Source organism: Paenibacillus sp. NFR01 (genome assembly GCF_900111565.1).
Lineage (GTDB): Bacteria > Bacillota > Bacilli > Paenibacillales > Paenibacillaceae > Paenibacillus_AQ.
Map to the genome: position 1 here is coordinate 449,270 of NZ_FOIK01000003.1, position 26,657 is coordinate 475,926.

20 protein-coding genes are annotated in these 26,657 nt (G+C 54.0%); 18 read left to right on the forward strand and 2 right to left on the reverse strand.

The features are described from left to right. The first annotated feature begins 77 nt into the window (after positions 1-77). The 8 genes from BMW84_RS16865 (at position 78) to argH (ending at position 9,568) form a co-directional block, all read left to right on the forward strand. Positions 78-962 carry a YitT family protein gene (locus BMW84_RS16865; protein ID WP_091070410.1) on the forward strand — a complete coding sequence of 295 codons (885 nt, stop codon included), beginning with the start codon at positions 78-80 and terminating at the stop codon, positions 960-962. 369 nt (positions 963-1,331) lie between these two features. Next, the gene (gene argC / locus BMW84_RS16870; RefSeq protein ID WP_217646141.1) at positions 1,332-2,381 is read left to right on the forward strand and encodes an N-acetyl-gamma-glutamyl-phosphate reductase; all 1,050 of its coding nucleotides are present in this window, start codon (positions 1,332-1,334) and stop codon (positions 2,379-2,381) included. Positions 2,382-2,401: 20 nt separating this feature from the next. Then, positions 2,402-3,634 carry a bifunctional glutamate N-acetyltransferase/amino-acid acetyltransferase ArgJ gene (argJ, locus tag BMW84_RS16875; protein WP_091070413.1) on the forward strand — a complete coding sequence of 411 codons (1,233 nt, stop codon included), beginning with the start codon at positions 2,402-2,404 and terminating at the stop codon, positions 3,632-3,634. A 41-nt stretch (positions 3,635-3,675) separates the two neighbouring features. After that, positions 3,676-4,512: an acetylglutamate kinase gene (gene argB, locus BMW84_RS16880; RefSeq protein ID WP_091070414.1), complete on the forward strand. Its 837-nt coding sequence runs from the start codon at positions 3,676-3,678 to the stop codon at positions 4,510-4,512. Positions 4,513-4,571: 59 nt separating this feature from the next. Continuing rightward, positions 4,572-5,855 carry an aspartate aminotransferase family protein gene (locus BMW84_RS16885; RefSeq protein ID WP_091070415.1) on the forward strand — a complete coding sequence of 428 codons (1,284 nt, stop codon included), beginning with the start codon at positions 4,572-4,574 and terminating at the stop codon, positions 5,853-5,855. Beyond that, positions 5,852-6,820 (forward strand): ornithine carbamoyltransferase, encoded by a 969-nt coding sequence (gene argF, locus BMW84_RS16890; RefSeq protein WP_091070417.1) that lies wholly within the window; start codon positions 5,852-5,854, stop codon positions 6,818-6,820. The genes BMW84_RS16885 and argF overlap by 4 nt, the downstream gene beginning before the upstream one ends. 31 nt (positions 6,821-6,851) lie before the next feature. After that, the gene (locus BMW84_RS16895) at positions 6,852-8,084 is read left to right on the forward strand and encodes an argininosuccinate synthase (protein ID WP_091070419.1); all 1,233 of its coding nucleotides are present in this window, start codon (positions 6,852-6,854) and stop codon (positions 8,082-8,084) included. Positions 8,085-8,161: 77 nt separating this feature from the next. Next, complete coding sequence (gene argH, locus BMW84_RS16900; protein WP_091070420.1) at positions 8,162-9,568, forward strand: argininosuccinate lyase; 1,407 nt, start codon at positions 8,162-8,164, stop codon at positions 9,566-9,568. A gap of 75 nt (positions 9,569-9,643) precedes the next feature. Here argH and BMW84_RS16905 read toward each other — a convergent pair whose 3' ends face one another. Next, positions 9,644-10,432: an alpha/beta hydrolase gene (locus BMW84_RS16905; RefSeq protein WP_091070422.1), complete on the reverse strand. Its 789-nt coding sequence runs from the start codon at positions 10,430-10,432 to the stop codon at positions 9,644-9,646. Positions 10,433-10,697: 265 nt separating this feature from the next. On the opposite strand from BMW84_RS16905, the gene BMW84_RS16910 reads away from it, so the two are divergent. From BMW84_RS16910 to BMW84_RS16920, 3 genes are read left to right on the forward strand one after another with little or no spacing between them, the layout of a single operon-like run. After that, entirely contained in the window at positions 10,698-11,294 is a 597-nt protein-coding gene (locus BMW84_RS16910; RefSeq protein WP_091070423.1) for a type IV pilus modification PilV family protein, read from the forward strand. Further along, positions 11,278-11,895 (forward strand): PulJ/GspJ family protein, encoded by a 618-nt coding sequence (locus BMW84_RS16915; protein WP_091070425.1) that lies wholly within the window; start codon positions 11,278-11,280, stop codon positions 11,893-11,895. The genes BMW84_RS16910 and BMW84_RS16915 overlap by 17 nt, the downstream gene beginning before the upstream one ends. A gap of 11 nt (positions 11,896-11,906) precedes the next feature. Further along, a complete protein-coding gene (locus BMW84_RS16920) occupies positions 11,907-13,733 on the forward strand; it encodes a hypothetical protein (RefSeq protein ID WP_091070427.1) in 1,827 nt (608 codons plus the stop codon). A 158-nt stretch (positions 13,734-13,891) separates the two neighbouring features. Here the strand turns inward: BMW84_RS16920 and BMW84_RS16925 are convergent, their stop codons facing one another. Then, a complete protein-coding gene (locus BMW84_RS16925) occupies positions 13,892-18,601 on the reverse strand; it encodes a choice-of-anchor A family protein (protein WP_217646138.1) in 4,710 nt (1,569 codons plus the stop codon). 312 nt (positions 18,602-18,913) lie between these two features. Here BMW84_RS16925 and BMW84_RS16930 point away from each other — a divergent pair, with 312 nt between their 5' ends. The 7 genes from BMW84_RS16930 (at position 18,914) to pilO (ending at position 26,589) form a co-directional block, all read left to right on the forward strand. After that, positions 18,914-20,578 carry a GspE/PulE family protein gene (locus tag BMW84_RS16930; protein ID WP_091070430.1) on the forward strand — a complete coding sequence of 555 codons (1,665 nt, stop codon included), beginning with the start codon at positions 18,914-18,916 and terminating at the stop codon, positions 20,576-20,578. Positions 20,579-20,605: 27 nt separating this feature from the next. Continuing rightward, on the forward strand, positions 20,606-21,646 hold the full coding sequence (locus BMW84_RS16935) for a type IV pilus twitching motility protein PilT (protein ID WP_091070432.1): 1,041 nt from the start codon (positions 20,606-20,608) through the stop codon (positions 21,644-21,646). Next, a complete protein-coding gene (locus BMW84_RS16940; protein ID WP_091070433.1) occupies positions 21,646-22,851 on the forward strand; it encodes a type II secretion system F family protein in 1,206 nt (401 codons plus the stop codon). Before BMW84_RS16935 ends, BMW84_RS16940 begins: the two co-directional genes overlap by 1 nt. A 180-nt stretch (positions 22,852-23,031) precedes the next feature. Then, positions 23,032-23,529 carry a prepilin-type N-terminal cleavage/methylation domain-containing protein gene (locus BMW84_RS16945; RefSeq protein WP_091070435.1) on the forward strand — a complete coding sequence of 166 codons (498 nt, stop codon included), beginning with the start codon at positions 23,032-23,034 and terminating at the stop codon, positions 23,527-23,529. A 68-nt stretch (positions 23,530-23,597) separates the two neighbouring features. After that, entirely contained in the window at positions 23,598-24,347 is a 750-nt protein-coding gene (locus BMW84_RS16950; RefSeq protein ID WP_091070438.1) for a prepilin peptidase, read from the forward strand. 15 nt (positions 24,348-24,362) lie between these two features. Next, complete coding sequence (gene pilM / locus BMW84_RS16955) at positions 24,363-25,976, forward strand: pilus assembly protein PilM (protein WP_091070439.1); 1,614 nt, start codon at positions 24,363-24,365, stop codon at positions 25,974-25,976. Then, positions 25,960-26,589 carry a type 4a pilus biogenesis protein PilO gene (gene pilO, locus BMW84_RS16960; protein WP_091070441.1) on the forward strand — a complete coding sequence of 210 codons (630 nt, stop codon included), beginning with the start codon at positions 25,960-25,962 and terminating at the stop codon, positions 26,587-26,589. The genes pilM and pilO overlap by 17 nt, the downstream gene beginning before the upstream one ends. Positions 26,590-26,657: the final 68 nt, after the last annotated feature.

A 26,657-nucleotide genomic window follows, 5' to 3' on the forward strand; every position in this document is an offset into this window, starting at 1 on the left:
TGTAGGAATTTTTGCTGTGGACGATAGTATAAAGAGGCGCGAAGTCGCCTGAACCATTATTGAAGGAGTATTATTTCATGCAGAAAACGAATTCCCGCAATAAACCGCCGCTCATCCCGCTCAACGGGCCCATCCGGCATACTGTAGATATTTTCCTGATTTTGCTGGGCTCGCTGATTACGGGGCTGGCGTTTAACTTGTTCTTTTTGCCAAACCGAATCGCCTCCGGCGGCGTCTCGGGTTTGTCCGTCTTGGCCGAAGCCTGGTTTGGCGCGGAGCCGGCATTTACACAGTGGGCGCTGAACATTCCGCTGTTCATCTTGGGCGTTATTTTTCTCGGAAAACAATACGGCGCGCGTTCGCTGCTCGGCAGCTTTGTATTGCCGCTGTTTATTTATCTGACCAAAGATGGTCCGGTTCCTACGCATAACCCGCTGCTTGCTTCCGTATATGGCGGGATCGGCGTGGGTCTGGGACTTGGCCTGGTATTCCGCGGACGCGGATCGACCGGCGGCCTGACGATTCTGGCGCAGATTATCCAGAAAATCACCGGGTTCAGCTTTTCGCTGTCTGTTGTGCTGCTGGACGGAACAGTCATTACGCTGGCCGCATTCGTGCTGGGCATGGAGCAGGCGATGTATGCATTGATCGGGCTTTTTGTCACGGGGAAGGTCATCAACGCGCTGGAGGTCGGTTTCAGCAATACCAAGGTTGCGTATATTATCGCGGACAAAACCGAAGAGATTTCGCAGGCGATTCTTCATGATCTCGACCGGGGGTTGACCAAACTGAATGCCGAAGGCGGTTATACCGGCGATCACCGGGTCGTGCTGATGGTCGTCGTCGGCCAAAATGAAATTACCCGTCTGAAAGCGATCGTCCGCTCGGTGGATCGGGGCGCGTTCGTTATTATCAGCGAAGCCCATGAAGTGCTGGGTGAAGGATTTAAGAGGGAAGCTTAATCTTCTATGAAAAGAGAAGGTAAGCTTCTCTTTTTGCATCCGGGGACGCAGAAAATCCTTCACATTATGTGTTGTATTTATATGAATACGGTCGTATAATAATACATATTTGCAGGACGGTATAGCATTGAAATAAAAACGATATAGATTGTTTTGAGCATTTTTGGGGAAAGGAAGGAGTGCGTAGAGGAAGTTTGGAACTGTAGGAGCGAAGCGTTCGCCTTTGTCTCCGGATTTTAACCGCTAGCGGTTTCAAAATAGAAATCTGGAGACAACAGCGACCGAAAGTCCAAACATCACCGCAGCAGCGACGGAGTATTTTCCCAAGTATGACAAAGTAATTTATATTCGCAGGAAGCGGGGATGAATGTGGAAGGCAAGCTGAGAGCGGCGATTGTCGGATCGACTGGATATGGCGGCGTGGAGTTGATCCGGCTGCTGCAGAACCACCCGAATGTTGAAATTACGTCGGTCATTTCTTCCTCAAGCGCGGGAGATGCTATTGAAGAAGGTTTCCCGCATTTGACGGGAATCATCAGCCGCAAGCTGGACGGCGTCGATCCTGCGGAAATCGCTGGCCGGGCCGATGTTGTGTTCACGGCGACTCCTTCGGGCGTCAGCGGGAAGCTGGTGCCGCAGCTGCTGGCGGAAGGGTTGAAGGTTATCGACCTGTCGGGCGATTTTCGTCTGAAGGACGGCGCAGAATATGAGCAATGGTATAAACACCCAGCGCCTCCGGCTGAGCTGCTGGAGCAGGCGGTATACGGCTTATGCGAGGTGTTCGGCGAACGCGCCCAAGGCGTGGATTTTGTTTCGAATCCGGGGTGTTACCCGACCGCTACGCTGCTCGGCCTCATTCCTGCGCTGGCGGCCGGCTGGATTAAAGCGGACAGCATCATCATCGATGCCAAATCGGGCGTCTCCGGCGCGGGCCGGGGCACAAGCCTGATGGTACATTATGCCGAGATTAACGAGAACCTGAAGGCCTACAAGGTGAACAAACATCAGCATATTCCGGAGATCGAGCAGGCGCTGTCGGAGATTGCCGGGGAGAAAGTAACGGTAACCTTCACCACGCATCTGGCCCCGATGACGCGCGGAATAATGAGCACGATGTACGCAAGCCTGAACGGATCGTACAGCGACGAGGATTTTGCCCGGCTGTACCAGGAGTATTATGAAGGCCGGCCATTTGTGCGGGTACGCAAGCCAGGCGTTCTCCCGGCCACCAAGGAAGTCAGCGGCTCCAACTATTGCGATATCGGCTTTGCAGCGGATGCCCGGACAGGACGGGTAACAATCGTGTCGGTTATCGACAACGTGGTCAAAGGCGCGGCAGGGCAAGCGATACAGAACCTGAATTTGATGATGGGATGGGAGGAAACCCGCGGTTTGGGCTACACACCAGTGTATCCATAAACGGCTGCGGTCAACATACAATGAGCGAGCAACTTTTATTTACCGTTCTAGACGGCGGAAGCATTACGACGCCGAAAGGCTTTAAAGCCGGCGGGCTGCACTGCGGCCTCAAAAAGACAACCCGCAATGATCTGGCGGCCATCGTCTGCGAGGTGCCGGCAACGGCTGCGGCAGTGTACACTACGAATATTTTTCAGGCAGCTCCGCTTAAAGTGACGCGGGAAAGTCTCGTTAACGGCACATTGCAGGCCATCGTGGTCAACAGCGGCAATGCCAATGCCTGTACCGGAGAGCAAGGGGAGATCGACGCTTATGCGATGCGTACGGCGACGGCGCGTGCGCTGGGCGTCAAAGAGCAGGATGTGGCTGTAGCGTCCACAGGGGTCATCGGGGAACTCTTGAAAATGGATAAAGTGCTTGGTGGCATCACTGAACTGCCGGAGCGGATGAATGCAGGTGCGTCTGGTGCGGAAGAGTTCAGCCAAGCCATTCTGACCACCGATCTGGTGAAAAAGGAATGCTGCGTCGCCGTACAAGTGGGCGGTATAACCGTAACAGTGGCTGGTGCGGCCAAAGGCTCGGGAATGATCCATCCGAATATGGCGACCATGCTCGGATTCATGACTACCGATGCCGCTATTGACGGCGAAGATTTGCTTGGCTTGCTGCGCGCGGCTACCAATGTAACTTTTAATATGATTACCGTGGATGGAGACACAAGCACCAACGATATGCTGGTTACACTGGCCAGCGGTCTGGCGGGCAACGAGAAGCTGAACCGCCAACATCCAGACTGGGAGGCTTTTGCCGCAGCGTTTACGCATGTGTGCCAAAGCCTGGCCAAAGCAATTGCCCGTGACGGCGAAGGCGCAACGAAGCTGGTCGAAGTGCAGATTAGCGGGGCGGTTCATGATGAGGCGGCCGCTGCGATTGCCAAGACGGTGGTTGGCTCCAGCCTGGTGAAATCGGCGATTTTCGGAGCGGATGCGAACTGGGGACGGATCATTGCCGCAGTCGGGCGCGCAGGCGTGCCGGTGTCACCGGACAATGTGAACATTTGGCTGGGCGAGATCGAGGTGCTGCGCAATTCGCGGCCGGTTCCTTTCGACGAAGAGCAGGCGCTTCATTATTTGCAGAAGACCGATACGGTGACGATCACCGTGGCGTTGTCCGATGGCGAAGGCAAGGCGACCGCCTGGGGCTGCGACTTGACCTACGATTATGTGCGCATCAATGCGGCGTACCGGACTTGAGTCTTGGACCGGAGAACGGCGCAGAGGGAGGAAGTACGGCAATGACAAGTGAACAGTTGACGGGCGGGTTGCCGGTGGCACTGCCAAAGCTTGATGGGCTATTCGTAATGAAATGCGGCGGCAGTACGCTGGCTGCGCTTCCGGATTCCTTTTTCGAGGATCTGCGGGAGCTTCAGGAAAGCGGGGCAAAGCCTGTCATCGTACACGGCGGCGGCCCTGCGATCTCGAATAATCTGGCGAAACTGGGCATCGAGAGCAGCTTTGTGAACGGGCTGCGCGTGACGACGGAAGAAGTGCTTGATGTGGTGGAGATGACGCTTGCCGGCAGCATCAACAAAACGATAGTCCGGCGGATTCAGAACAGCGGCGCGCTTGCGCTCGGTTTATCCGGCGTAGACGGCCGGCTGATTACCGCACGTCCGGTGGCGAACAGCGCCGAGGTCGGTCTGGTCGGGGAAGTAACGGAAGTCGCGGCGGGACTGATTACCGGCATTTTGGAGCTGGGGTATATCCCGGTCATCGCTCCGATCGGGGTGGATCAGGCTGGACAGCGTTACAATATTAACGCGGATACAGCAGCCGGGGCAGTGGCTTCGTTCGTCCAGTCGCCGAGCATGATCGTCGTGACTGACGTGCCGGGGATTCTGCGAACGGTTGAAGGAGAGAAGAAGGTATTGCCGTCGGTAACGGTAGCTGAAATTGAAGAGCTGATCGCTAGCGGCGAGATCTACGGCGGAATGATTCCGAAGGTGCGCGCAGCGATGGATTGCATCCAGGGCAGCGTGTCCGAAGTTGTTATTGTTGACGGTAAGGAGCCGCGCGTGCTCAGCCGTGTCTTGAAGGGCGAGAAGCTGGGAACCCGGATTAAGCGGGCATAACCCGATTAAATTAGCGCTGCCGGAATACCGGAAGCAGCATGGTGGGAGAGTGACTAAGAATGAGTGAGCTTACGCAAACGGAAAAAGATTCTTTGACAGGGGCGCCGGAGAACCGCTCCGCGGAAGGACAGCAGGAGGCCGCTCCTGCCAAGCTGCGTGCGGTATTCCCGTCCTATGCCAGATATGACCTCAGTCTGGTCAAAGGTAAGGGCAGCTGGGTCTGGGACGACCAAGGCAACAAATACCTCGACTTTATGTGCGGTCTGGCGGTAACCAGCCTTGGCCATGCGCCGGAGAAGGTCGGCCAGAAGCTGAAAGAACAGATCGATACGCTGTGGCATGTCTCCAATCTTTTTCATATTCCGGGACAGGACCGGGTGGCCGAGCTGCTGACAGCAAACAGCGGTGCCGATCAGGTCTTCTTCTGCAACAGCGGCGCCGAAGCGAACGAAGCGGCGATCAAGCTGGCCCGCAAATATCATCAAAAAATCAAAGGCACCGGACGTTATGAGATTATCACCTTCGAGCAGTCGTTCCATGGACGTACGCTCGCTACGCTGACCGCTACCGGACAGCAAAAGGTAAAGGAAGGTTTTTTGCCGCTGCCGGAAGGGTTCAAGACGGTGCCGCTGCATGATCTCCCTGCGCTGAAAGCGGCGATTACGGAGAACACGGCAGCGATTATGCTGGAGATGATCCTGGCCGAAGGCGGCGTACTGGTCGTTGAGCCGGACTTTCTGAATGCTGTAGTAGAGCTGTGCAAGGAGCATGGACTGCTGCTGATCGTCGATGAAGTGCAGACCGGCATGGGCCGTACGGGCAAGCTGTTTGCCCATCAGCATTATGGGATCGAGCCGGATATTTTCACCTTGGCCAAAGGGGTGGCGAGCGGCTTCCCTGCAGGCGTAATGCTCGGTAAAGGTTATTTGCGCGATGCGTTCAGCCCGGGCAGCCATGCCAGCACCTTCGGCGGAACGCCGCTCGCTGCGGCAGTGATGCAGGCAACGATCGAAACGATGCTCGAAGACCAGCTGCCGGAGCGCGCTGCAGAGATGGGCGAATATCTGATATATCTTTTGCGCGAAAAGCTTGGCGATCTTCCGTTTGTCCATGAAGTACGCGGCAAAGGGCTGCTGATCGGGATTGAATGCGCGGGGCCGGTGGGAGACATTATTTTGGCCGGGCAGAAAAAAGGCCTGCTCTTCGTGCAAGCCGGACCGACGGTCATCCGCCTGCTGCCGAACTTATATGTAACCAAAGAGGAGATTCATCAGGCGGTGGACATCCTGACGGAGCTCATTCATACTTATGTTAATTCATTAAACGGGGAGGCGAACCAATGAGCCAGAGTGTACACGCCGGGGCGGACGCCATTGCGCAGCAGCTTAAAGGACGCGATTTGCTGGAGCTGAACGATTACAGCCCGGAGGAAATCACGTACCTGATCGATCTGGCGATCGAACTCAAACGCAAGCAAAAAGCGGGCGAAACATACCATCCGCTGAAGGGCAAAACGATCGGACTGATTTTTGAAAAATCCTCGACCCGTACCCGGGTATCGTTCGAAGTGGGGATGTTCCAGCTGGGCGGGCATGCGCTTTTTCTAAGCAAAAACGACATCCAGCTCGGGCGCGGCGAAACGATCGGCGATACGGCCCAGGTCATGTCCCGTTATCTGGACGGAATCATGATCCGGACCTTCGGTCACGACAAGGTGGAGGATCTGGCGAAATACGCCTCCGTGCCGGTGATCAACGGGCTGAGCGATCTGGCGCATCCGTGCCAGGTGCTGGCCGACTACCAAACCATTTACGAGCATAAAGGCACGCTGAAGGGACTAAAGCTGGCTTACATCGGCGACGGCAACAATATGGCGCATTCCCTGATGATCGGCGGTGCCAAGCTTGGCGTGCATGTATCGGTAGCGGGACCCGAGGGCTATGAGCCGGATGCAGCGGTTGTCGCTGAAGCCCAGGAGATCGCCAAAACCACGGGTGCGCAGATTGTTGTCACCCGCAGCCCGCAGGAAGCCGTGCAGGATGCCGACGTGATCTACACCGACGTATGGGCGAGCATGGGATTTGAGGCCGAGCAATTGGCTCGTGAAGCGGCGTTTAAGGACTACCAGGTCAACGAAGAGCTGGTTAAAGGGGCAAAAAGCGACTACCTGTTCCTGCACTGCCTCCCGGCCCACCGCGAGGAAGAGGTCAGCACGGGCGTGATCGACGGGCCGAACTCGGTGATTTTTGATCAGGCAGAGAACCGGCTGCATGCGCAAAAAGCGCTGATGGTCGCATTGATGGGATAACTATTTGCATTTGAAAGGAAGAGGAACGTTCATGGCAAAAGAGAAAATCGTCCTCGCCTACTCGGGCGGTCTGGACACTTCGGTGATTTTGAAATGGCTTAAAGAAACCTACGACGCAGAAATTATCGCATTTACCGCCGATATCGGCCAAAAGGAAGAACTGGAAGGTCTGGAAGCCAAAGCTCTGGCCACCGGCGCATCCAAAGTATACATCGACGACCTGCGCGACGAATTTGCCAGCGACTTCATCTATCCGATGTTTCAAGCCGGCGCGCTGTACGAAGGGCAATATCTGCTCGGCACCAGCATCGCCCGTCCGCTGATCGCCAAACGCATGGTGGACATCGCCATCGCCGAGGGCGCAACGGCCATCGCGCACGGCGCGACCGGCAAAGGCAACGACCAGGTGCGTTTCGAGCTTGGCGTCGCCGGACTTGCTCCGAATATCAAGGTGATCGCACCTTGGCGTCTCGAAGAGTTCCGCAACCAGTTCCCGGGCCGGGCAGAAATGATCGCTTATGCGGAAGCTAACGGTATCCCCGTACAGGCTTCGGCAGCTAAGCCCTATTCGATGGACCGCAACCTGCTGCATATCAGCTACGAGAGCGGCGTGTTGGAGGATCCTTGGTTCGATCCAAGCGCTCCGGAGAACAAAGAAATGTTCCTGCTCAGCAATGCGCCAGAGGATGCGCCAGACGAAGCGGAATATCTGGAACTTGAGTTCGCACAAGGCAACTGCGTGGCGCTGAACGGCGAGCAGCTCTCCCCGCTGCAAGTGATGGAGAAGCTGAACGAGCTTGGCGGATTGCACGGCATCGGCCGCGTCGACATGGTGGAGAACCGTTTTGTCGGCATGAAGAGCCGCGGCGTCTATGAGACCCCGGGCGGCACGATCCTGTTCACCGCGCACCGCAAAATGGAGTCGATCACGATGGACCGCGAAGTGATGAACCTGCGCGACAGCCTGATCACCCGTTATAGTACGCTGGTGTACAACGGCTTCTGGTTCGCACCGGAACGTCAGGCGCTGCAAGCGCTGGTTACCGAAAGCCAGAAGAATGTGACCGGCACCGTGCGCGTTAAGCTCTACAAAGGCAACATTATCGGCGCCGGCGTGAAAAGCCCGGTTAGCCTGTACAACCCGGACATCGCCACGATGGAAGCCGATCCTACCCAAGCGTACGATCAAGGCGACGCAACCGGCTTTATCCGCCTGAACGCGCTGCGGCTCAAAGTATCGGCAGGCGTAGCGGGACAACAATAAAAAAACAGAGAAATGCCGCGGGCCGTTTCTTCCGTCATGGATAGAGCGGCCTCTGGCTTACATGAAGGAGGATCTACGTGAGCAAGCTGTGGGGCGGACGTTTTACGAAGGGGACCAACAAGCTGGTGGAGGAATACACGGCTTCCATCGGTTTTGATCAGGCTTTGGCCGAAGAGGATGTGCAGGGCAGTTTGGCCCATGTCACGATGCTCGGCAAATGCGGCATCCTGCCGCAAGAAGATGTGGACATCATCAAGGATGGCCTGAACAAGGTGCTGGAGAAGGTTCGCGCGGGTGAAATCGAATTCTCTGTCGCCGACGAAGACATTCATATGAATATCGAAAAAAATCTGATCGAGCTGGTCGGTCCGGTCGGCGGCAAGCTGCATACCGGACGCAGCCGCAACGATCAGGTGGCAACGGATATGCACTTGTACCTGCGCAATCGCGTGGTTGAACTGGTCGGGCTGCTGCATGAGCTGCAGGTTGCTTTGATCAACCAAGCCAAGGACAATGTGGAGACCATTGTTCCGGGATATACACACTTGCAGCGGGCGCAGCCGATCCTGTTCGCGCATCATCTGCTGGCATATGTGTCCATGTTCCGCCGCGATGCGGAGCGCCTGACCGACAGCTACAAACGGATCAATGTACTGCCGCTCGGCGCCGGTGCGCTGGCCGGGACTACATTCCCGATTGACCGCCATTTTGTAGCCGAGCAGCTTGGCTTTGATGCGGTGTACGAGAATAGTCTCGACGCCGTCAGCGACCGCGACTTCATCGTCGAGTTCCTGGCGAATGCCTCGCTGGTCATGACGCATCTGTCCCGGCTCAGCGAAGAGCTCGTGCTCTGGAGCAGCACCGAATTCAGCTTCGTTGAGCTGGACGACGCTTTCTGCACAGGCAGCAGCATTATGCCGCAGAAGAAAAACCCGGACGTACCCGAGCTGGTGCGCGGTAAAACCGGACGCGTCTACGGCAACCTAGTCGGCCTGCTGACGGTGCTGAAGTCGCTGCCGCTGGCGTACAACAAGGACATGCAAGAGGACAAGGAAGGCATGTTCGATACGGTAGCGACGCTGACCGGTGCGCTGCAGCTGTTCGCGCCGATGATCGCCACGATGAAGGTGAACAAAGGCCGGATGCGCGAAGCGGTGAATACCGACTTCTCCAATGCGACCGACATTGCCGACTTCCTGGTTGGCAAAGGCCTGCCGTTCCGTCAGGCGCATGAAGTGATCGGTAAAACGGTGCTCTACTGCATCCAACAGGGCAAATTCCTGCTCGATCTGACGCTGGAGGAGTTCAAGGAATTCTCGCCGCTGTTTGACGAGAAGATTTACGAGGTTCTTCAGCCGGAAGCGGTCGTTAACGCACGTAACGTTTACGGCGGCACGGCTACGGTTCAGGTGAAAGCGGCGATTGAGCGGGCGGAAGCGGCGCTGCAGGATGCGGGCAAATGGGTAACGGAGCATAGCAAATGATCGGCATTGTATGATGTGAAACAGCCTCTTCGGAGAGCGGGTGAAACCCGCTTTCGAAGAGGCTGTTTTTTTATATTACTTTTGCAGCGGCAGCCAAGCCAGCACATCTTGGATTTTGGCGTCCCAATAGCCCCATTCATGTTCGCCGGGACCTTCTTCGTACGTGAGCGAGAGCGAGGTTTCGGCACAGGCCTTGCGAAATTCCTGATTATCTTCGTACAGAAAATCTTCGGTTCCACAGCACTGGTAAAGCAAAGGCTTTGGTCCGTTCGCTTCATCCGCTTGCTTGAGCAGCCAGAGCAGGTCATTTGGCGTACCGGAAATATCGTTTTGACCGAAAATCCGGTCGAACTCCGCGATGAGAGGATTCCCATCTCTGCGGTGCTCTTTGATGTGGCTAGCCATGCTCAGAGCACCGGAGAGGCTGGCCGCGGCGGCGAACATTTCCGGTTTACGCAGTCCAAGCTTTATGGCCCCGTAGCCGCCCATCGACAGGCCTGCGACAAAGTTATCTTCACGTTCGGACGACAGCGGGAAAAAGGAGCGGGCAATTGCCGGAAGCTCCTCACTGATGAAGGTCCAGTATCGGCCCCCCTCCTCCATATCCGTATAGAAACTGCGGTGCACCTGCGGCATCACGACGGCAATGCCCATTTCCGCAACATACCGTTCAATCGAAGTCCGGCGCAGCCAGATCGAGTCATCGTCGGACAGGCCGTGCAGCAGATAAAGCGTAGGGTGGAGCGTACCCCGGGATACGTTGCTCATGCCAATTTGAGTAGATGTTTGCTGCGGTAAAATCACGGTCATCGAGGTGCTGAGTCCAAGAACATCCGAATAAAATCTGCATTCTATGAGAGCCATTGCTTCTCCTCCTTTTCAGCTCAAATGATAACATAATGCAATGCCGATAAATAGGGAGTAGGGCGCGGTACAATTATTCTTTTGCTAAGGATTGATGGGGGTCCGGTTGAACGAATATAATAAAAGATAGGTAGAAAGATTTAGAGAATTCGGTTGTTTCTAGGACCGGCGTCCAGAGATATCTATGCCTGCATGAAAAAAAACGAAAGCGCAGACCGTCAAGACCCGCCTGATCGGGGACGGATGTTAGCGAGGGGCGAATGGAATGTTGTGGAGAAATCAGCCTAAGCGCGCGGTGGCGGGCGAACAGGGATTTACACTGATTGAAGTGCTGGCTGCGGTTGTAATATTGTCCATTGTCTCACTGGTGCTCAGTTCTTATTTTACTAATGCCATGTCCTATTCGAAATCGAATCAGAACAAGACCATTATGGTAAATCTGGCGCGCAACGCGCTCTTCTATATGGAAAAGCAGGATTACGACGGGCTGAAGTTGTATTTTATGGGCCGGGAAGCCTCGGGATCGACTCCTGCAGAAGCAGGGCATGCAAGCATTACGGCGACAGCCTGCGCCCCGCTTACCGATACAACGGCCAGTTGCGGCGCGTACAGCCAAGTGGTTAAAGACACATTAACGCTGGCAAAGGTGCTTAACCCGACGGTCAACAATATTTCTTACCAGATCGACATTGAATACCAATCGGCTTTGCATCAACAGATGAAAAGCTCGGGGGATCAAGTAGAGCGGGCGACGGCGGATTATCTTTTGCCCGTGCGCGTCAGAGTCCAGGACCCCAGATCCGGCGGCAACGTGAAAGAGACGGTAGTGGAGGGGTACATCACCGATGAGAAGATTCGTTAAACGCCTGCGCGGACAACAGGGGCTGACCCTGATTGAATTGATCGCGGCACTGTCGCTGTTTTCGCTCGTATCCGGCCTGATTTATGGCGTCGTATCCTTCGGGATGCAAAGCTATCAGCGGGTGACAATGGAGAATACACTGCGTGAAGAAAGCGATCTGCTGATGTCGGCGGTCATTACCGAAATCTATACGTTTGCGCCTACTTCGGTGTACTCGGAGGATCGCATGAACAATGGCGTGCGGGAGACAGCGATATATCTGCAAAAAGATAATGGGAGCGGCGGCACGGATAAAGTGAGAATCGGCATTGCGGACGGCAAGCTGAGTATCGCGGATCTCCCGGCTTCCGGCACATCGACTCCGGCAGCAGGCACAACCAACCCGTTGGCTTCGCCTGCTCCTTCGGCTTCTCCTGCGCCGTATGATCTCCGCACAACGATCGATTCGGAGCTTGGCCCGAATTCGGCGCTTTCGCTTGAATGCAGTGTAGGCGCCGTGCAGCCGTGCGAGAGCGGATTGCTGAATGTGAATTTGTCCCTTATTTTAACGCGGGGCGATAAGGAACGCAGGCTGGATATGGAGAGCAAATTTGGATTTTAGGAGCGGTAGACATGCGGTTTGAGAAAAATAAAGCAGGCTGGCTGAATCGGCTGCGCAGCGAACATGGCTCCGCTTTGGTGCTTGTCATGTTTGTCGTCCTGCTCCTGACCATACTGGGCCTGGCCGTGCTCAGCGCCACGATCGGCGGTGCGCAGCGCACGGAGACGCGGGAGAGCGATGTGCAGTCCCTGCATCTGGCCCAAAAAGGACTTAACGAAGCAGCGGCCTATATCCAATCCCAGTTTGAAGGCATTAAGGACATTAACCCGGATAAAGTCGAGGATATTCTCGCCTCTATCGGCAAGCAGAATCTAAATGTAACGACGGAACTTCGCGCGGTCAGCAGCAGTGCAACCGGTGAGATTCAGGATATCCGTTATTCCGGTAAGACGGTGACTTCTTCTTCGCGGAAATATTATATTGATGTGACGACCTGGGCAAATGTCAACGGCGTAAGACGGAAGCTGCAGCAGCGGATTACGCTGGACAGCTATCCCGATTTCCTGAAGTATGCTTTTGGCTCCGAGCAGACGCTGCGGCTGAACGGCTCGCCGGTGCTGCAAGGAAATATTTATGCAGGCGATCAATTGCTGGTCACGAATACCGCAGAATACACGTATAAGGGCCAGCAATACTCCAATCTGGGAAGCGGAAACTGGTTCCCCACCGTGCGTTCCAACGATGCCGGCACTGCGCCGGGAGAAGTGCATGTACAGTCCGCGGACAGCATTCGATACGCCGACACAAGGATGGATGCCCGTCTGGATGCGGACTTTAACGTATTGACACAGGCCGACTACAGCAAGGTGCTGCACATCACGCCGGATAAGCTCAAGATTAAGGAAAAGAAAAAGTTCGTCCAGATTAATATTGTGGAATCCTTCCTCGATAAGCTCGCCCAAGGGTTATACACACCACCTGCGGGGGGCGAGTCGCAAGCGGCAGCGGAAGCGGCCCAGTCGAATTTACGCAATATGGCCCGATCGCAATATAATGCCGGTACGCTGACGGGCTGGCTTCAGAATTATATAGGGGTAGAGCATATCAGCGGAATGCCCCAGGCTCCGGTCAAAAAGCAGAATCCGACGGAAGAAGAACAGAAGAAGTATGAAGAGGATTTAGTTGTCTATCAGGCGGAACTGGACAAGTTAAAACTGCTTAACAAATCGATGATTTTCAATGGAAATCTGCTGGTCGACGGATTAAGTTATCAAAAGCTGTATTATCCGGTAGCCAGCAGCGGTAATGATTCAAAAAGCGGCAGCAATCCGCGCTGGTTTATTGTTGCCGGAGACCTGGAAATCAATAATTTTACCGCCTCGTTCCTGCCGGTACGGGCCAATATTCTCGTCACCGGAAACGTAAAAATCAAAGGCAATGTACAGTTCGACTCGACCATGTTCGTTCTCGGCCAAACTACTGTCGAGGATGCCAATATCAAAGGCATCGTGGAGAATGGGGCTGCCCGCGAGCTGGTACTGATCTCCAAAGGCAGCGTATTGATAAACCGCCTGATGTCTTTTGCCCAGAACGTTCCAACCGATCTGGACACGATGGAGGCGTTCTTCTATACCGATTCGACAGGGGAGCTTTACGGCGTAGGCTCCATGTTCAGACTGAAGGGCGGCTTCTTTGCCAAGGGCAATCTGACCGTTAATGCAGTGACCGGCACCGTAACCGAACCGGCAACGCCCGGCGCGTTAAGTATAGTCCAGCAGTCGCAGCCTGAGCGCTTTGTAATCGATTATAATACCGATGTGTACGAGCATCAGCAATCCAGCTTGCCCAGAGTCGAGAACGTCAACGTTCAGGTCGGCCCGATGCAATTGGTAAACTAATCTCACGGAATGATAACAAAAAGCAGAGCAGTGTTTCCCTGGCTTACAGGGACACTGCTCTGCTTTTTGGGTTGGAGAGTTTTCCAAACGAAAGGGTTGCCCAGACGGCTAGCGAATAGTGCCGGGACAACCCTGATGTCGAATGTAAAACCGGTTATTTAGTAACGGTCTCCGTTTGGACGCGGGAGGACTTTCACCCGCAGCGTAGCCGTAACGGTATGCGTTTGGCCGGAACCATCCGTATAGCTTGTATAGGTCACGGTCACATCGGTGCTTCCGCTTTGGTTGCCGGTGATAATCCCCCGGTTACTCGCGGTGACCGGGTTGCTGAACGAGGCAATCCCAGGAGCTGCACTTACCCAATTCAGTTTATTGATGACGTCGGCGAGTTGGATGTCGCGCGGCGTAAACCATAACAGATCATTCAGGTTATACGTATCCCCTACATAAATTTCCAGCGGCTTGTCGAGGGAAAAGGTCAATCCGGTTAAATCGATTATCTGGATGTCTTTGGTCTTGGTTACCCCTCCGGCGCTAACCACTACGGTGACTGTGCCCGGAACATTGCCGGTTAACGTGTAGTGCGTGTTGGTAGTATCTCCCGGGCTCTTCGTTAAGCCTGCATAGCTTGTACCGTTGCCGCCGAGGCCCCAAGTGGCTGTATAAGCATCCGCATTAGCCGGCACCGGATTGGCCAGCGTAAGCTCAAGCGTTTTGCCTACAAACACACTGTTGCCGCCGAGGATATCAAAATTCGTCAACGGGTTGGTAACGGCAATGTTTTTGCTTCCCGACGTACCGGCTGTATTCGTGCTGCTGTTTACCGTGACGGTCACGGTATATCCACCTGAGGCCGGAGGTGTAAAGGTGACTGTGCTCGTTCCCGCACCGCTTGTAATTGCATTATTAACAATGTTGCCGTTGCTGTCTCTGACGGTCCAGGTGTAGGTGATATTGCTTTCCTGTTCACTGCTCGAATATTCGGCATGGAGTGTAATCGGCTGATTGGCCGTGCCGCTATCCGAGCCGGTAATCGTTACGCTTCTCACCGGTTCAGGACTGATCACCTGGAACTGGGCGATGTTGCTTGAGACATTGCTTCCGTCTTTGGCAACCGCTTTGATTTCGGCCGTTCCTGCCGCCAGTGCGGTTAATATCCCGTCGCTGGAGAGGGAGACATATTGGCCGCCGCTGACGATTACAAAATTCACATCTTGATTGTTCGCTTCCTCCGGAACCACATGTACCTGAGGAATCAGGTTCAAGGTGTCTCCGATCTTCAGCGTAGCGCCATTGAGCGTGATTCCGGTAACCTTGACTACGGCTTCCAAGTCAATTCTCGGAAAGTACATCGTCATGGTCTGTACCGGCAGAGCGGTGCTGACCGGAGTCGCAGTCGGCGTTGGCGTCGGCGTTGCAGTCGCCAACGACCCTGCCGGCAAAGTGCCTTCAAACGGATATTCAAAAGTAATGTCCTCGCCGTTGGAGTTGACTGGCTGTAGAGTCTTCGCAATCAGGCTCCCTCTGAAGGTGCCTGTCATTTGCAAGGTGGCCAGCGGTGCAAGCAGCGAGTTTTTAATTTCATAGTTCTCGGCAATAACGGATGTGGCTTGGTTAAAGTTAAACAATACGCGGGCGGGAGAAATGGCGCTTTGTCCCGCAGTTGCCGCTGCATACGTGATTGAACCATTGTTGAATTTAACCGCCGTGCCGGAAAAGTTAATTATAACCGTTGAAGTAGCCGGCGCTTTAATGGCAATGTCCCCAAGCACTTTAGTAGGATCCGTCAAGGTTACATTGAATACATTCAAAGTAGGGTCCGTACCTGTCAAAGTAAGATTGTTGCGGTCATTGGCCATATAAGAGCTTACGGCCGTGCCGGATAAAGCTCCCATATCGGCCGATATTTTTTTGACGTTGGCGCTAACCTTGGTGAACGGGAAGAAATTATTGATGTCCCCGTCGACTTTAGTGGTTTTACTCTTAATGTCATCATTCGGGTAGTTCTCCAGGGTGCCGCCATAATAAGCCCGCCCGTTAATCGAGCCGCCCCAGCCTCCCCAATACAGATTGGTTCCGGCAACAAGCACGGCACCCGTCTGATTGGCCGGCAAACCTGCAGCCAAGGTTAACCCTTGTGCCTTGACGCTTCCGCCTGCCGCCGTCCGTCCTCTGTTCTGGAAGGAGGTCGGCGAGTATTCGATATTCTCCAGAATATATACAGAGTAATCCGTCGGAAGACCTAATGACGATACCGGGGCGGTAGAGCCCGGGAAGACCAAGCCCGGTGTCGGCGTCGGCGCTGCCGTCGGAGCCGGCGCCGCTTCATGCAGTTCCTTGAAGGTGATTTTGGAGTTATCCAAAACATACGATTTCTTGATTTGCGGCTCTACCGTCAAAGTAAAGCGGTAACCGGCAGGCGTTACAGGTACGTAGGTTTTGGTGCCATTCGCTGCTGTGGTCAGGTTATAGGTTATGTCGTTAAACGTTCCGCTGATGGTATAACCGTCATCCAAGGTGCCTGTTTTGGTGAAGTTGCTCGGCAGCGCACCTCTGAATTCGAGGCCGGCAGGGAATTTCTCTTCATATTTAAGATCTGAGATCACAAGCGTGCTTTTACCTTGATATTCGGTGGCAACCGAGTCATACGGCAATGTCTTCGGAACGATGCTGTAATCAATGGTAGCCGAATGCAGCTTCTCTACGACGGTTGACGACTGGGTACGGCTGATCGACAGGGAAGAGTCCACCTTTTGTATGGTTACCGGTATGGATACGGTCGTGATGGCTCCCTGCTTATCCTGCGCGGAAATCACAATAGTTAAATTCCCGCCGTCAGGCAGCGGATTATTGATTACGCGAGTGATGATTTCCTCGGAACGGACATTCAGGTTTTGTACACCCAGACTTGTAATTTCCTGCGTGTCGTTATAGAACTTGATGCTGTTGACCTGCAGATTGCGGTCTTTAAAATCCAGGTCGGCCACGGAGAAGCTGAGCGTCAGCTTGTCCTGGTACGATGGAATTACGGCGCCGCTTGCCGGTGTATAAACTGTAATTTGCGGTTTGTGGTTTGCCCCCATAAACGCTCTGTACATCGTATTGACGAACAGCTTTTGCTCCCATACCGGGAACCCGGTGCTTGTATGGCCGGTGCCTGAATACGTCACATTTCCTTTGGAGTATGTGTAATAGTGGTTCCAGCTGTCATCCGGCGTACGCGGATAGGTCGCGCTTCCCAGTATGTTGTACCAAGAAACGACTTCCCGATCTTCCAGATCAAGGGTTAAATACTGGTTATGCGTCGTAGCGATCGTTGGCGTCACGTTGTTGACGTTGACTTGCGCGCCGTTGGCATCCTGTTTGCTCAGATAAAAAGGATATTGCATCAGCAATCCATCATTAACAGGCGTGACTTTGGTGGAAGTATTCGTTGCGTTGTGCCCCAGGTTGGTTACGGGATCCTTTTGGCCGGTAATATCTTTAAAGTTATGAATCCATTCATTGTCTCCATAGATATTAATGATCGTATCGTGAGTAAACATCACACTTTGTTTTGATACATTAATAAAGTCCTTAACGGCTGCGGCTGTCAGGTTATCCATAAGGGCCGATTTATAATATTCATCTTTGAAACCGAACAAAAGCATATCGTATACGCCGTTCAGGCCGTAGTTTGCGGTGGCTCCGTTATTGCTCGATTGTTTGATGTAGTCCTTAAACTCCGCCATTTTCTTAACGGTGATGTTCAATTGGTAGTCGGTTGAATTAAGGAAACTCTGGGTCATGTTACTTGAACTAAGCAGGCTGCTTTCGCTGTTGCTGGTGTCCGGCATAATCTGCAGGACGTTGACGATGGTTTTTTCCCCATGGTAACGAATGCTTCCGTTCTCGTAATCTTTCAGCTGGTTCGGATCGGTGGGATCTCCGATTTCAAGCTTCCAATAGAGCAGGCCGGAATACGTTCTGGGCAGGGTATACTCCAGCGAACCTGTGGAGTGATCCACACTGGCGGCTGCAACCACATCCTGTTCGGTCATAGCTATGGACTTGTCCAGGTTCAAATACAGCTTGGCTGTCAGCGGGCGCGTGGACAGATCGCCGGTATTGCTTACGCTGAACCGGAAGGTCAGCTTCTCGCCGGGCTGATAAATATGGCCGCCGTTTGTCGCCGCATCGTAGCTGGCGATCTCGCTGCTGTTGGTGATCTGGAGGAGCGGACGTTTTTTCAGTTTGGGCATGTTAACGGAATTGCTGCTCTTCAAGTCGGTAAAGAAATTAGCGAGGTCCGTATCATTAAAGAAAAGAACGTTTGGTTTTAGAGGCGAAACCGTAGCTGAACCTGCAGGTCGAAGCGGATTAAAGGTGTCGTAAAGAATGCCCCGCTGCGTCGCATTGGTCAATGCGGCTTTGGCTTCAAACGGCGCTTTATTAAAAATTACCGGAAGTCCCTTGTTAATGAACAAGTTCGTTATATCGTCGGCACGGAGTTTGGTGATGTCATTTTCGATGGCGGAGGTATTCATGGCCTTGGAGCGGGCGTCCACGGAGCTGTCCTTTTGGTCAGTCAGCTTGGTCGGGCTGTACACGCCTTTGCCGATATAGACGGCATCATATTCCCCGTCCAAGTCTTCCCGGAGCGCGACAAACCGCTTCATGCTCATGGTAACTACTGTAAAATCTGTAAGGCCAGTTTTGAGCGTCCCAAGCTCGCTTTGACCGCTTTCGGTCACTTCGAGGAGGCGTACCGGGTATGTCGTCTGATCGGCGTCAATGACGGAAAACAAACCCCAGGCAGTCACGGCGAGCAGCAATGCCAACGGGAGACCCAACATGAACATCAATTTTTTCTTTCGGACACGCTTCATCATAATCACTCCCCGACCGATATATAAATTACCATATCTTCCTGTAAAAAATGGTTTTATTCTGTCAATCGATGGCGGTCGCTGACAGGTGTTTTCATTGTAAAAACATCCATTCTATGCTATATATCATTCTAGGACAAATATAGTAGATAGGCAATTAAAACCTACGCATAATGGCTTGAAAAATGCGACTTATCGACTAATATTTTTGATAGATTCTGGTAAATAGATCCCGAAATCCGCTATAAGATTATAACGGCAAAACCGCGCAAGATTTTAGTCCTAAATTGAGACCCTGGAGTGAAAAGGCAAATGGCCATCATGAAAAAGAGACTGGGCGACCTGTTGGTCGAAAATGGAATCATATCCCAGGAACAGCTTGAGGAAGCACTGGTCGAACAACGCAAAAGCAAACGCAAGCTGGGCGATTTGCTCATTACGCAGGGTTACATCACCGAACAGCAGCTGATTGAGGTGCTCGAATTCCAGCTTGGGATTCCGCATGTCAGCCTCTTTAAATATCAGATCGATCCGGCCATTACGCAGATTATCCCCGAAAGCATGGCCAAGCGGTATCAAGTCCTTCCTTTTATGAAGGAAGGCAGCAAGCTGATGGTCGCCATGGCCGATCCGCTGGATTATTTCGCCATTGAGGATCTCCGCATGAGCACCGGCTTCCGCATTGAACCGGCGATCTCCAGCCGGGACGAGCTGTCCCGGGCGATTGCGCGCCACTACGGCATGCGCGACTCCATGAGCCAGATGATGGTGGAGCTGCCGACCCAGGAAGAGATCGAAGAGACCGAAATTACCGATGAAGATTCCCCAATCGTAAGATTGGTCAACCAGATGATTCAGCAGGCCGTTTCGCTGCGGGCCTCCGACATTCATGTCGATCCGGGCGAAGGCAATCTGTCCATCCGCTACCGGATCGATGGAACGCTGCGTACGGAGCGGATCATCCCTAAGCAGATGCAGGGCTTCATTACCGCTCGCCTCAAGATCATGGCCCGTTTGAATATTGCGGAGCGCAGGCTTCCGCAGGACGGCCGGATCAAGATGCAGTTTGACTATAAAATGGTCGATATCCGCGTGTCAACGCTGCCGACGATGCACGGAGAGAAGATCGTCCTGCGGCTTCTGGATCTAAGCTCCGGCGTGAAGAATGTCGACAGTCTTGGATTCAGCGAAGGAAATGTCGATTTGTTCCGGGAGATGATCAGCAAGCCCTACGGGATTCTGCTGATTACCGGGCCGACGGGAAGCGGGAAAACGACGACGCTGTACGCGGCGCTGAGTCAATTGAATACGGAAGATGCAAATATTATTACTATTGAAGACCCGGTAGAGTATCAGCTGGAAGGCGTGAACCAGGTGCATGTCAATCCGGCGATCGGTCTGACCTTTGCCGCGGGCTTGCGCTCTATCCTCCGGCAGGACCCTAATATCGTCATGGTCGGGGAAATCCGCGATACGGAAACGGCGGAAATTGCCGTACGGGCTTCGTTGACCGGCCACTTGGTGTTGTCTACGCTGCATACCAACGACGCGATCAGCACGATCTCGCGGTTGCGCGACATGGGCGTGGAGCCTTATCTGATTGCCTCCTCGCTTCTGGGCGTGGTCGCCCAGCGGCTGGTGCGCAAGATTTGCCCGGACTGCCGGGAAGAGCATAAGCCGACCGAGCAGGAATCGATTATGCTGCGGCGTTATGGCCTGCCGGATCACGTGATCTACCGCGGCCGGGGCTGCGGCAGCTGCAACAATACCGGCTACCGCGGCCGGATCGCGATCCACGAAGTGCTGACGATGAACGACCATCTGCGAAAGCTGGTGACCGAGTCAGCCTCCATCGAGGAGCTGCGTGCCGCAGGCAAGGCACAGGGCATGGTACAGCTGATGGAAGACGGCTTCCTTAAGGTTTCGCGGGGCATTACGACATTGCAGGAAGTTATGCGCGAGACCGTTTCGCATTAGGTATAGAGGGGAGACAGGATGCCACCTATGACACGCAACATCATTCAGTTACTGCATCAGGCTTATTCGTCCGGAGCATCGGACTTGCATATTTCCGTCGGCTCCCCGCCGGTGGTGCGCATCGACGGTAAGCTCCGCCCTCTCGAAGAGGGAGGTATCACGGCAGAAGAATCGGCTGCGATGGCTGAAGCTCTGCTGGGAGGCAAGCGGGTAGAGCAGCTTCGTGAAGGCGGGGAAGAGGATTTCTCCTTTCCGCTCGATAACGGCGTGAGATATCGCGTCAATGTATACCGTCAGAGGGGAGCTGTCAGTATTGCTGCGCGTTCCATTCCGCAACAAATTCCGACGATGGAGCAATTGGCCTTGCCGGCACAATTGTCCGGCCTAGCCCTAAAACCGCAGGGTCTTATTCTGGTCACCGGACCGACAGGCAGCGGCAAATCGTCGACGCTTGCGGCGATGATTAACTATATCAACCGTGCGGAAAGCAAACATATCGTGACTTTGGAGGACCCGATCGAATTTCTTCACCCGCATGGCACCTGCCTGATCGACCAACGCGAGGTCGGCAGCGACACCGGCAGCTTTGCCAGCGGCCTGCGCGCTGCGCTTCGCCAGGACCCGGATGTCATTCTAGTCGGGGAAATGCGCGACCTGGAGACGATTTCTGCCGCGGTAACGGCGGCAGAAACCGGCCACCTGGTGCTGGCCACCTTGCACACCACGGATGCAGCCCAGACCATTGACCGGATCATCGATGCGTTCCCGGGCCACCAACAGGCCCAAATCCGTTCGCAGCTTGCTTCGGTCCTGCTTGCGGTGCTCTCCCAGCGGCTCTTTCCGCGGGCCAGCGGGAAGGGGCGTTTAGCCGCAACCGAACTGCTGGTGAACACGCCGGCGGTGGCGAATCTGATTCGTACCGAAAAGACGTATCAGATCAAAAGCACCATGCAGACCGGCCGTTCCCTCGGCATGCATACGCTGGAGATGAATATCCGCGAGCTGCTGCAAATGGGCCTGATCCGGCCTGAAGCCGCGAAAGCTTACCTCACGGAGGTGGGCGGCTGATGCCACAATTCGAATATCAGGTCCGCACGAACGCTGGGAAATCGCTGAAAGGTAAGCTGACAGCCATGGATAAAGCTTCGGCGATGGATGAGCTTCGCAAGCGGGGACTCACCGTCTTCACGCTTACGGAACAGAGAAACTCGATTTTGTCGATGGAGATCTATATCGGGAATCCGGTAAAGTCGATCCATTTTATCGTATACTGCCGCCAGTTCGCTACGCTGCTGCGGGCAGGCGTAACTATTCTCGATGCAACTCGCATCCTGGCGGAGCAGACCGAAAGCAAGCCTCTTTCCAAAGCGCTGCAGGATGTTTACTCCAGCCTGCTGCGCGGGGTTGCTTTATCCCAGGCGATCCAGGACCACAAAAAGATTTTTCCGGCCTTGTTCGTAAGCATGATCAGGGCAGGCGAGGAAGCCGGCGATCTTGAGGGTACATTGGAGCGGCTCGCCCATTATTTTGAGAAACAGCATACCACCACGGAGAAAATTAAGTCGGCACTGACATATCCGATTACTGTGGCGATCATGGCTGTCGCCGCAGTTGTGTACCTGTTATGGGCTATCGTGCCTCAGTTTGTCAGCATGTTTGAATCCATGAATGCTAAGCTTCCGGCCATCACCCGGATGGTACTTGCGCTCAGTAAAAGCATACAAGGGCAATGGTATTTTTGGTTTTTGGCACTATTGTTGGTGATTGTAGCCTATCAAATCGTTAAACGGACTGAAAAAGGCGCCTACGCGCTGGATTATGCCAAACTTAAGATTCCGGTATTCGGTAAGCTGAACCAGAAGGGCTCCATTGCGCAGTTTACCCGGACATTCTCTTCGCTATATGCCAGCTCCGTGCCGATTCTGCAATCTCTCGCCATTGTCGAGGAGATCGCTGGAAATAAGGTGATTGGCGGTTATATCCGCAGCGCGGGGGATTCCCTGAGACAAGGCAAGCCGCTCTCGGAGCCGCTGAAGAAAGCTTGGGTGTTCCCTCCGCTGGTAACGCAGATGATCGCTATCGGGGAAGAAACCGGGGCGTTGGACCAAATGTTGTCCAAAGTGGCCGACTTCTACGAGATGGATGTGGAGAATACCGTCGACCGGCTTAAATCGCTGCTGGAGCCGCTGCTGATTGCCTTTTTGGCAGGGGTTGTCGGAATTATCGTGGCGGCGATCATGCTGCCGATGTTCAGCCTCTATACCCAAATTTAAGCACGCGTTTCTTGATAGATTGAGAGGGGTGACGCCTGCCGGCGCCGTTAAATGCAGTTATTGCGGTCCGGAGAATGGAACAAGTACATTTCTACAAGAGGATTAAAGACAGCAAGAATTGACGGGAGTTAGTATCGTATTGGTTCTGTTCATCTATAACATTTATTAGGAGGAAACGGCATGTTGGCACAAGCAATCCGCAGAAGATTGGGTAAGGCGGCAAAAGAAGAAAAGGGATTTACGCTGATCGAGTTATTGGCGGTTGTTGTTATTCTGGGGATTATTGCAGTTATTGCCATTCCGATGATCGGCGGGCTGATTAGCGGGACGAAGGATAAATCGGACCTTGCAACGGCTAGACAGATTTATGAGGCGGCCCGGTTGTATATTACGACGGAGAAAGATGGGGATTTTACTGGGACTCTTAATGTCATAGGTAATACTGCTGCGATACCGGCGAACGGAACTACTGGAGCTGTTGAAGCCAGAGTCGGGCTTCAAGCTGAAGGTTATCTAGATACTCCGCTTGTTTTGCCGAGTTCAAAAGCGAATATAACCGGTGGTACTATAACTTTTAATGCAAGTAAGCTGCCCTCTACGGGAACAGTTTTGACTATCACCGATGGAACTACAACAAGAGACTATACCGCAGAACAAATCCTTAAAACCAAACTATAATCTTACCACCAAAGGAATCGGATTCCCGATTCCTTTTTTAAAATTCACGAACAGGAACGGCTATAACCATGACGATCTTCATCGCGATTTACATCACGCTGCTTGGCCTGGTGCTCGGTTCTTTTTATAATGTCGTCGCTCTGCGCCTGCCGGCCGGGGAGTCGCTGATCTCGCCGCCGTCGCATTGCCCAAGCTGCGGGACAAGGCTGAAAGGCCGCGATCTCATACCGGTGCTGAGCTATCTGCTGTCCCGCGGCAAATGCCGCCACTGCGGCAGCCGGGTGTCTCCGCTGTATCTGCTCGGCGAGCTGGCGACGGGACTGCTTTTTCTGGGGATGTACCTGCGCTTTGGTCTGAGCGGACAAGGCATAACAGGGTTGGTGCTGGTAAGCCTTGCGGTGATCGTCAGCATGGCCGATTTCAAATATATGCTGATTCCCAACAAGGTGCTGCTGGCGTTTACCCCGCTGCTGCTGGCAGCCGTGCTGTTGTTCCCGCAAGGAATGCTGTGGGAGCATGCGCTTGGCGGAGCGCTCGGCGGCATCGTCGTGCTGCTGCTCGCCTTAACCGGCGGAATGGGTATGGGAGATGTCAAACTGTTTGCATTGCTCGGCTGGACGGTGGGTTTTCCAAACGTCATTCTGGCGTTTCTGCTTGCCTGTCTGCTTGGCACCATCGCCGGCGGAGGACTTATTCTGTCCGGCAAGGTGAAGCGAAAGCAGCCGATCCCCTTTGGACCGTGGCTGGCGGCAGGCTCGCTGATTGCTTTCTCTTACGGTTCACAACTTATCAGCGGTTATTTTTCGCTTATCCGTTAGGAGGAACTTTATCGCATGTTTGGAACAGGCCACAAGCTGGCGGGCGTATCCATCGAACAGAATAACGTCCGCTACATTCGTTTCAAAAACAACAATCCAAAACAAATTCATAAAAAACGTTCATTGTCCCTAAATCCGGGATTGATTGTGGAAAATCAGGTGGCTGACCGCGAAGCGCTGGTGGACCAACTGAGGCAGTGGGTGAAGACAAAGGGGCTGCGCGGAAGCGAAGTCAACCTGTCGATCCCGCCTTCCCAGATGATTATCCGCAAAATGACGATTCCGAGCATCGTCGACAAACAGATCGGGCAGTTGGTCAGGCTGGAAGTCGAAACCGGCCTCCACCTTCCGTTTGAGAATCCGGTGTTCGATTATGTCATCACGGGACAAGGGGAAAATGAGAGCGAGCTCGTCCTTTTTGCCGCGCCGCGCAAGATCGTGCAGGATTACGTAAGCGTCATGGAAGAGGCCGGGCTCAAAATTAAAAGCGTCGAGATCTCCGCGACCGCACTTGCGCGCAGCATTGTCGCAGGTTACGGCCACGCGTTTAACGAGACGATGCTGATCCATCTGGAGCAGTCGCTGCTGGACATTTATATGTTTAAAGGCGGCAACCCGATCTTCATGCGTACGATCGATTTAGCGGATCTGGGCCGCGGAAGACCGCAGGAGTCTGTTGAAGCCTTGCCTTTTTCGGCAGAGCTGGAGGTCGCGGCTACAACGCAGGAGCATATTTCGGCGGAGCAGATGGTGGAGATCACGGCGGAAATTTCGCGGATGCTCAGCTTCTACCAGTACAGCTTGCATGATGGTTCGACGCGCATTACCGAAGTTCTGATTACCGGATCGCCAACGATGCGGCAGGATCTGCAAACGGAACTCCAGCAGGCGCTGCCGGAGCTGGCCATCGCCCAGGTCGCCGCCGACCAGTTCGCGCAAGGCGCAAAGCCGGATTACAGCCTGAATGATTACCGCGTGGCTGCGGGAGCTGCGCTAAAAAGCCAAGCGGCCCGCAGCATCGATCTGCTGCCGCGCGAGGATCGCGAGGCGATCCTGTTCCCTTATTTGGCGCTTGCCCTTGTGATGGTGTGGATACTTGGTGCGGCTGCAACAGGGATGTGGTATGCTACGGCCCGCAGCGAACGAACCAGCCAGACCCATCTCATGGAGAGCCTGCAGCAAGGCAATCAAGCACTGCAGGCCAAAGTCGCCAGCCTTTCAACCGGAAGTACGACCGCCGGCGGGATGGACCGGGAAGCCATCATTAAGGCGATTTCCGCTGCCCGGGCGGATGCCGCCGGGGTACTGGATGAGCTGCAGAAAGGACTGCCGTACGGAGCAGTCATCCGCGAGATCAGCTATGCGCATAACGGCGATCTCATGCTGACCGTCAATTATACGGCAATGAATCACAGCGCGGATTATTTGACGGCGCTGCGCGGAATGTCATTTACGGTGTCCGCAGCCATCGAGAAGCTGACCGAAGGCGCGACGGCCTCCAGCGGCACGGTCTCCAATATGATTAAGTATACGGCTGTATACCGGGTAAGCATGGCCGCCCCGCAGGTAACTGCGGAAACGCAGCCGGCAGCAGGAGAGGAGGCGGACAGCGTTGGAACAAATCAATAAATACCGTTCAAGCATCGTCCTGGGCCTGCTGATTTTATTCCTCTTGTTGTTGGCCTTCTACATGCTCGGGATCCGTCCGGTAAACAACGATATGGAGGCCCGGGATGCCGAGGTATCGCTGCTGCAGCGGGAGCGGGACGCGCTAGAGAATAAAATCAACGAATTACAGACTGCCGCGGGTTCGCCGGATGCGGATGAAACGCCGCTGCTCGCGGCCATTCCCCGCGGTGACGATACCGAGAGCCTCATCCGGAGCCTTCAGACGATCAGCCAAAACTCTTACGCCCGCCTGAAGGACATCGGCTTCTCTTTGGCGGATAACAGTGCAGCAGGGAATTGGGCGGGGCTGGGTCAGGCGACTGCCGGCCTGAACGAGATTAAAATGTCCGCAGTGGTCGAAGGGCGTTACGGAGATATTCATGAATGGCTGAAGGAATTGAATGACATGCCGAGAATCATCAGCATCGACTCTTTTACCTTTCAGCAGCCCTATCAGTTCCCGACAGCGACCAATCCGGGCAGCGTCCTGACAGCGAATGTTGCGTTTACCGCCTATTATGAGGCACCAACAGCCGCGGCGGATACAGCGGCTCCGGACCAGACACAGCCATAATAAATTATTTTAAAAAGAACAAACAAAAACGATCTTGCGCTCCTTGTATGGGGGAATGCAAGATCGTT

Coding starts and splice junctions, on each gene's coding strand:
- BMW84_RS16895 (WP_091070419.1), top strand. CDS start 6,852: ATGGCAAAAGAGAAAATCGTCCTCGCCTACTCGGGCGGTCTGGACACT.
- BMW84_RS16920 (WP_091070427.1), top strand. CDS start 11,907: ATGCGGTTTGAGAAAAATAAAGCAGGCTGGCTGAATCGGCTGCGCAGC.
- argJ (WP_091070413.1), top strand. CDS start 2,402: ATGAGCGAGCAACTTTTATTTACCGTTCTAGACGGCGGAAGCATTACG.
- argF (WP_091070417.1), top strand. CDS start 5,852: ATGAGCCAGAGTGTACACGCCGGGGCGGACGCCATTGCGCAGCAGCTT.
- BMW84_RS16910 (WP_091070423.1), top strand. CDS start 10,698: ATGTTGTGGAGAAATCAGCCTAAGCGCGCGGTGGCGGGCGAACAGGGA.
- argB (WP_091070414.1), top strand. CDS start 3,676: ATGACAAGTGAACAGTTGACGGGCGGGTTGCCGGTGGCACTGCCAAAG.
- BMW84_RS16950 (WP_091070438.1), top strand. CDS start 23,598: ATGACGATCTTCATCGCGATTTACATCACGCTGCTTGGCCTGGTGCTC.
- BMW84_RS16935 (WP_091070432.1), top strand. CDS start 20,606: ATGACACGCAACATCATTCAGTTACTGCATCAGGCTTATTCGTCCGGA.
- BMW84_RS16940 (WP_091070433.1), top strand. CDS start 21,646: ATGCCACAATTCGAATATCAGGTCCGCACGAACGCTGGGAAATCGCTG.
- BMW84_RS16885 (WP_091070415.1), top strand. CDS start 4,572: ATGAGTGAGCTTACGCAAACGGAAAAAGATTCTTTGACAGGGGCGCCG.
- BMW84_RS16915 (WP_091070425.1), top strand. CDS start 11,278: ATGAGAAGATTCGTTAAACGCCTGCGCGGACAACAGGGGCTGACCCTG.
- BMW84_RS16905 (WP_091070422.1), bottom strand. CDS start 10,432: ATGGCTCTCATAGAATGCAGATTTTATTCGGATGTTCTTGGACTCAGC.
- BMW84_RS16865 (WP_091070410.1), top strand. CDS start 78: ATGCAGAAAACGAATTCCCGCAATAAACCGCCGCTCATCCCGCTCAAC.
- pilM (WP_091070439.1), top strand. CDS start 24,363: ATGTTTGGAACAGGCCACAAGCTGGCGGGCGTATCCATCGAACAGAAT.
- BMW84_RS16925 (WP_217646138.1), bottom strand. CDS start 18,601: ATGAAGCGTGTCCGAAAGAAAAAATTGATGTTCATGTTGGGTCTCCCG.
- BMW84_RS16930 (WP_091070430.1), top strand. CDS start 18,914: ATGGCCATCATGAAAAAGAGACTGGGCGACCTGTTGGTCGAAAATGGA.
- BMW84_RS16945 (WP_091070435.1), top strand. CDS start 23,032: ATGTTGGCACAAGCAATCCGCAGAAGATTGGGTAAGGCGGCAAAAGAA.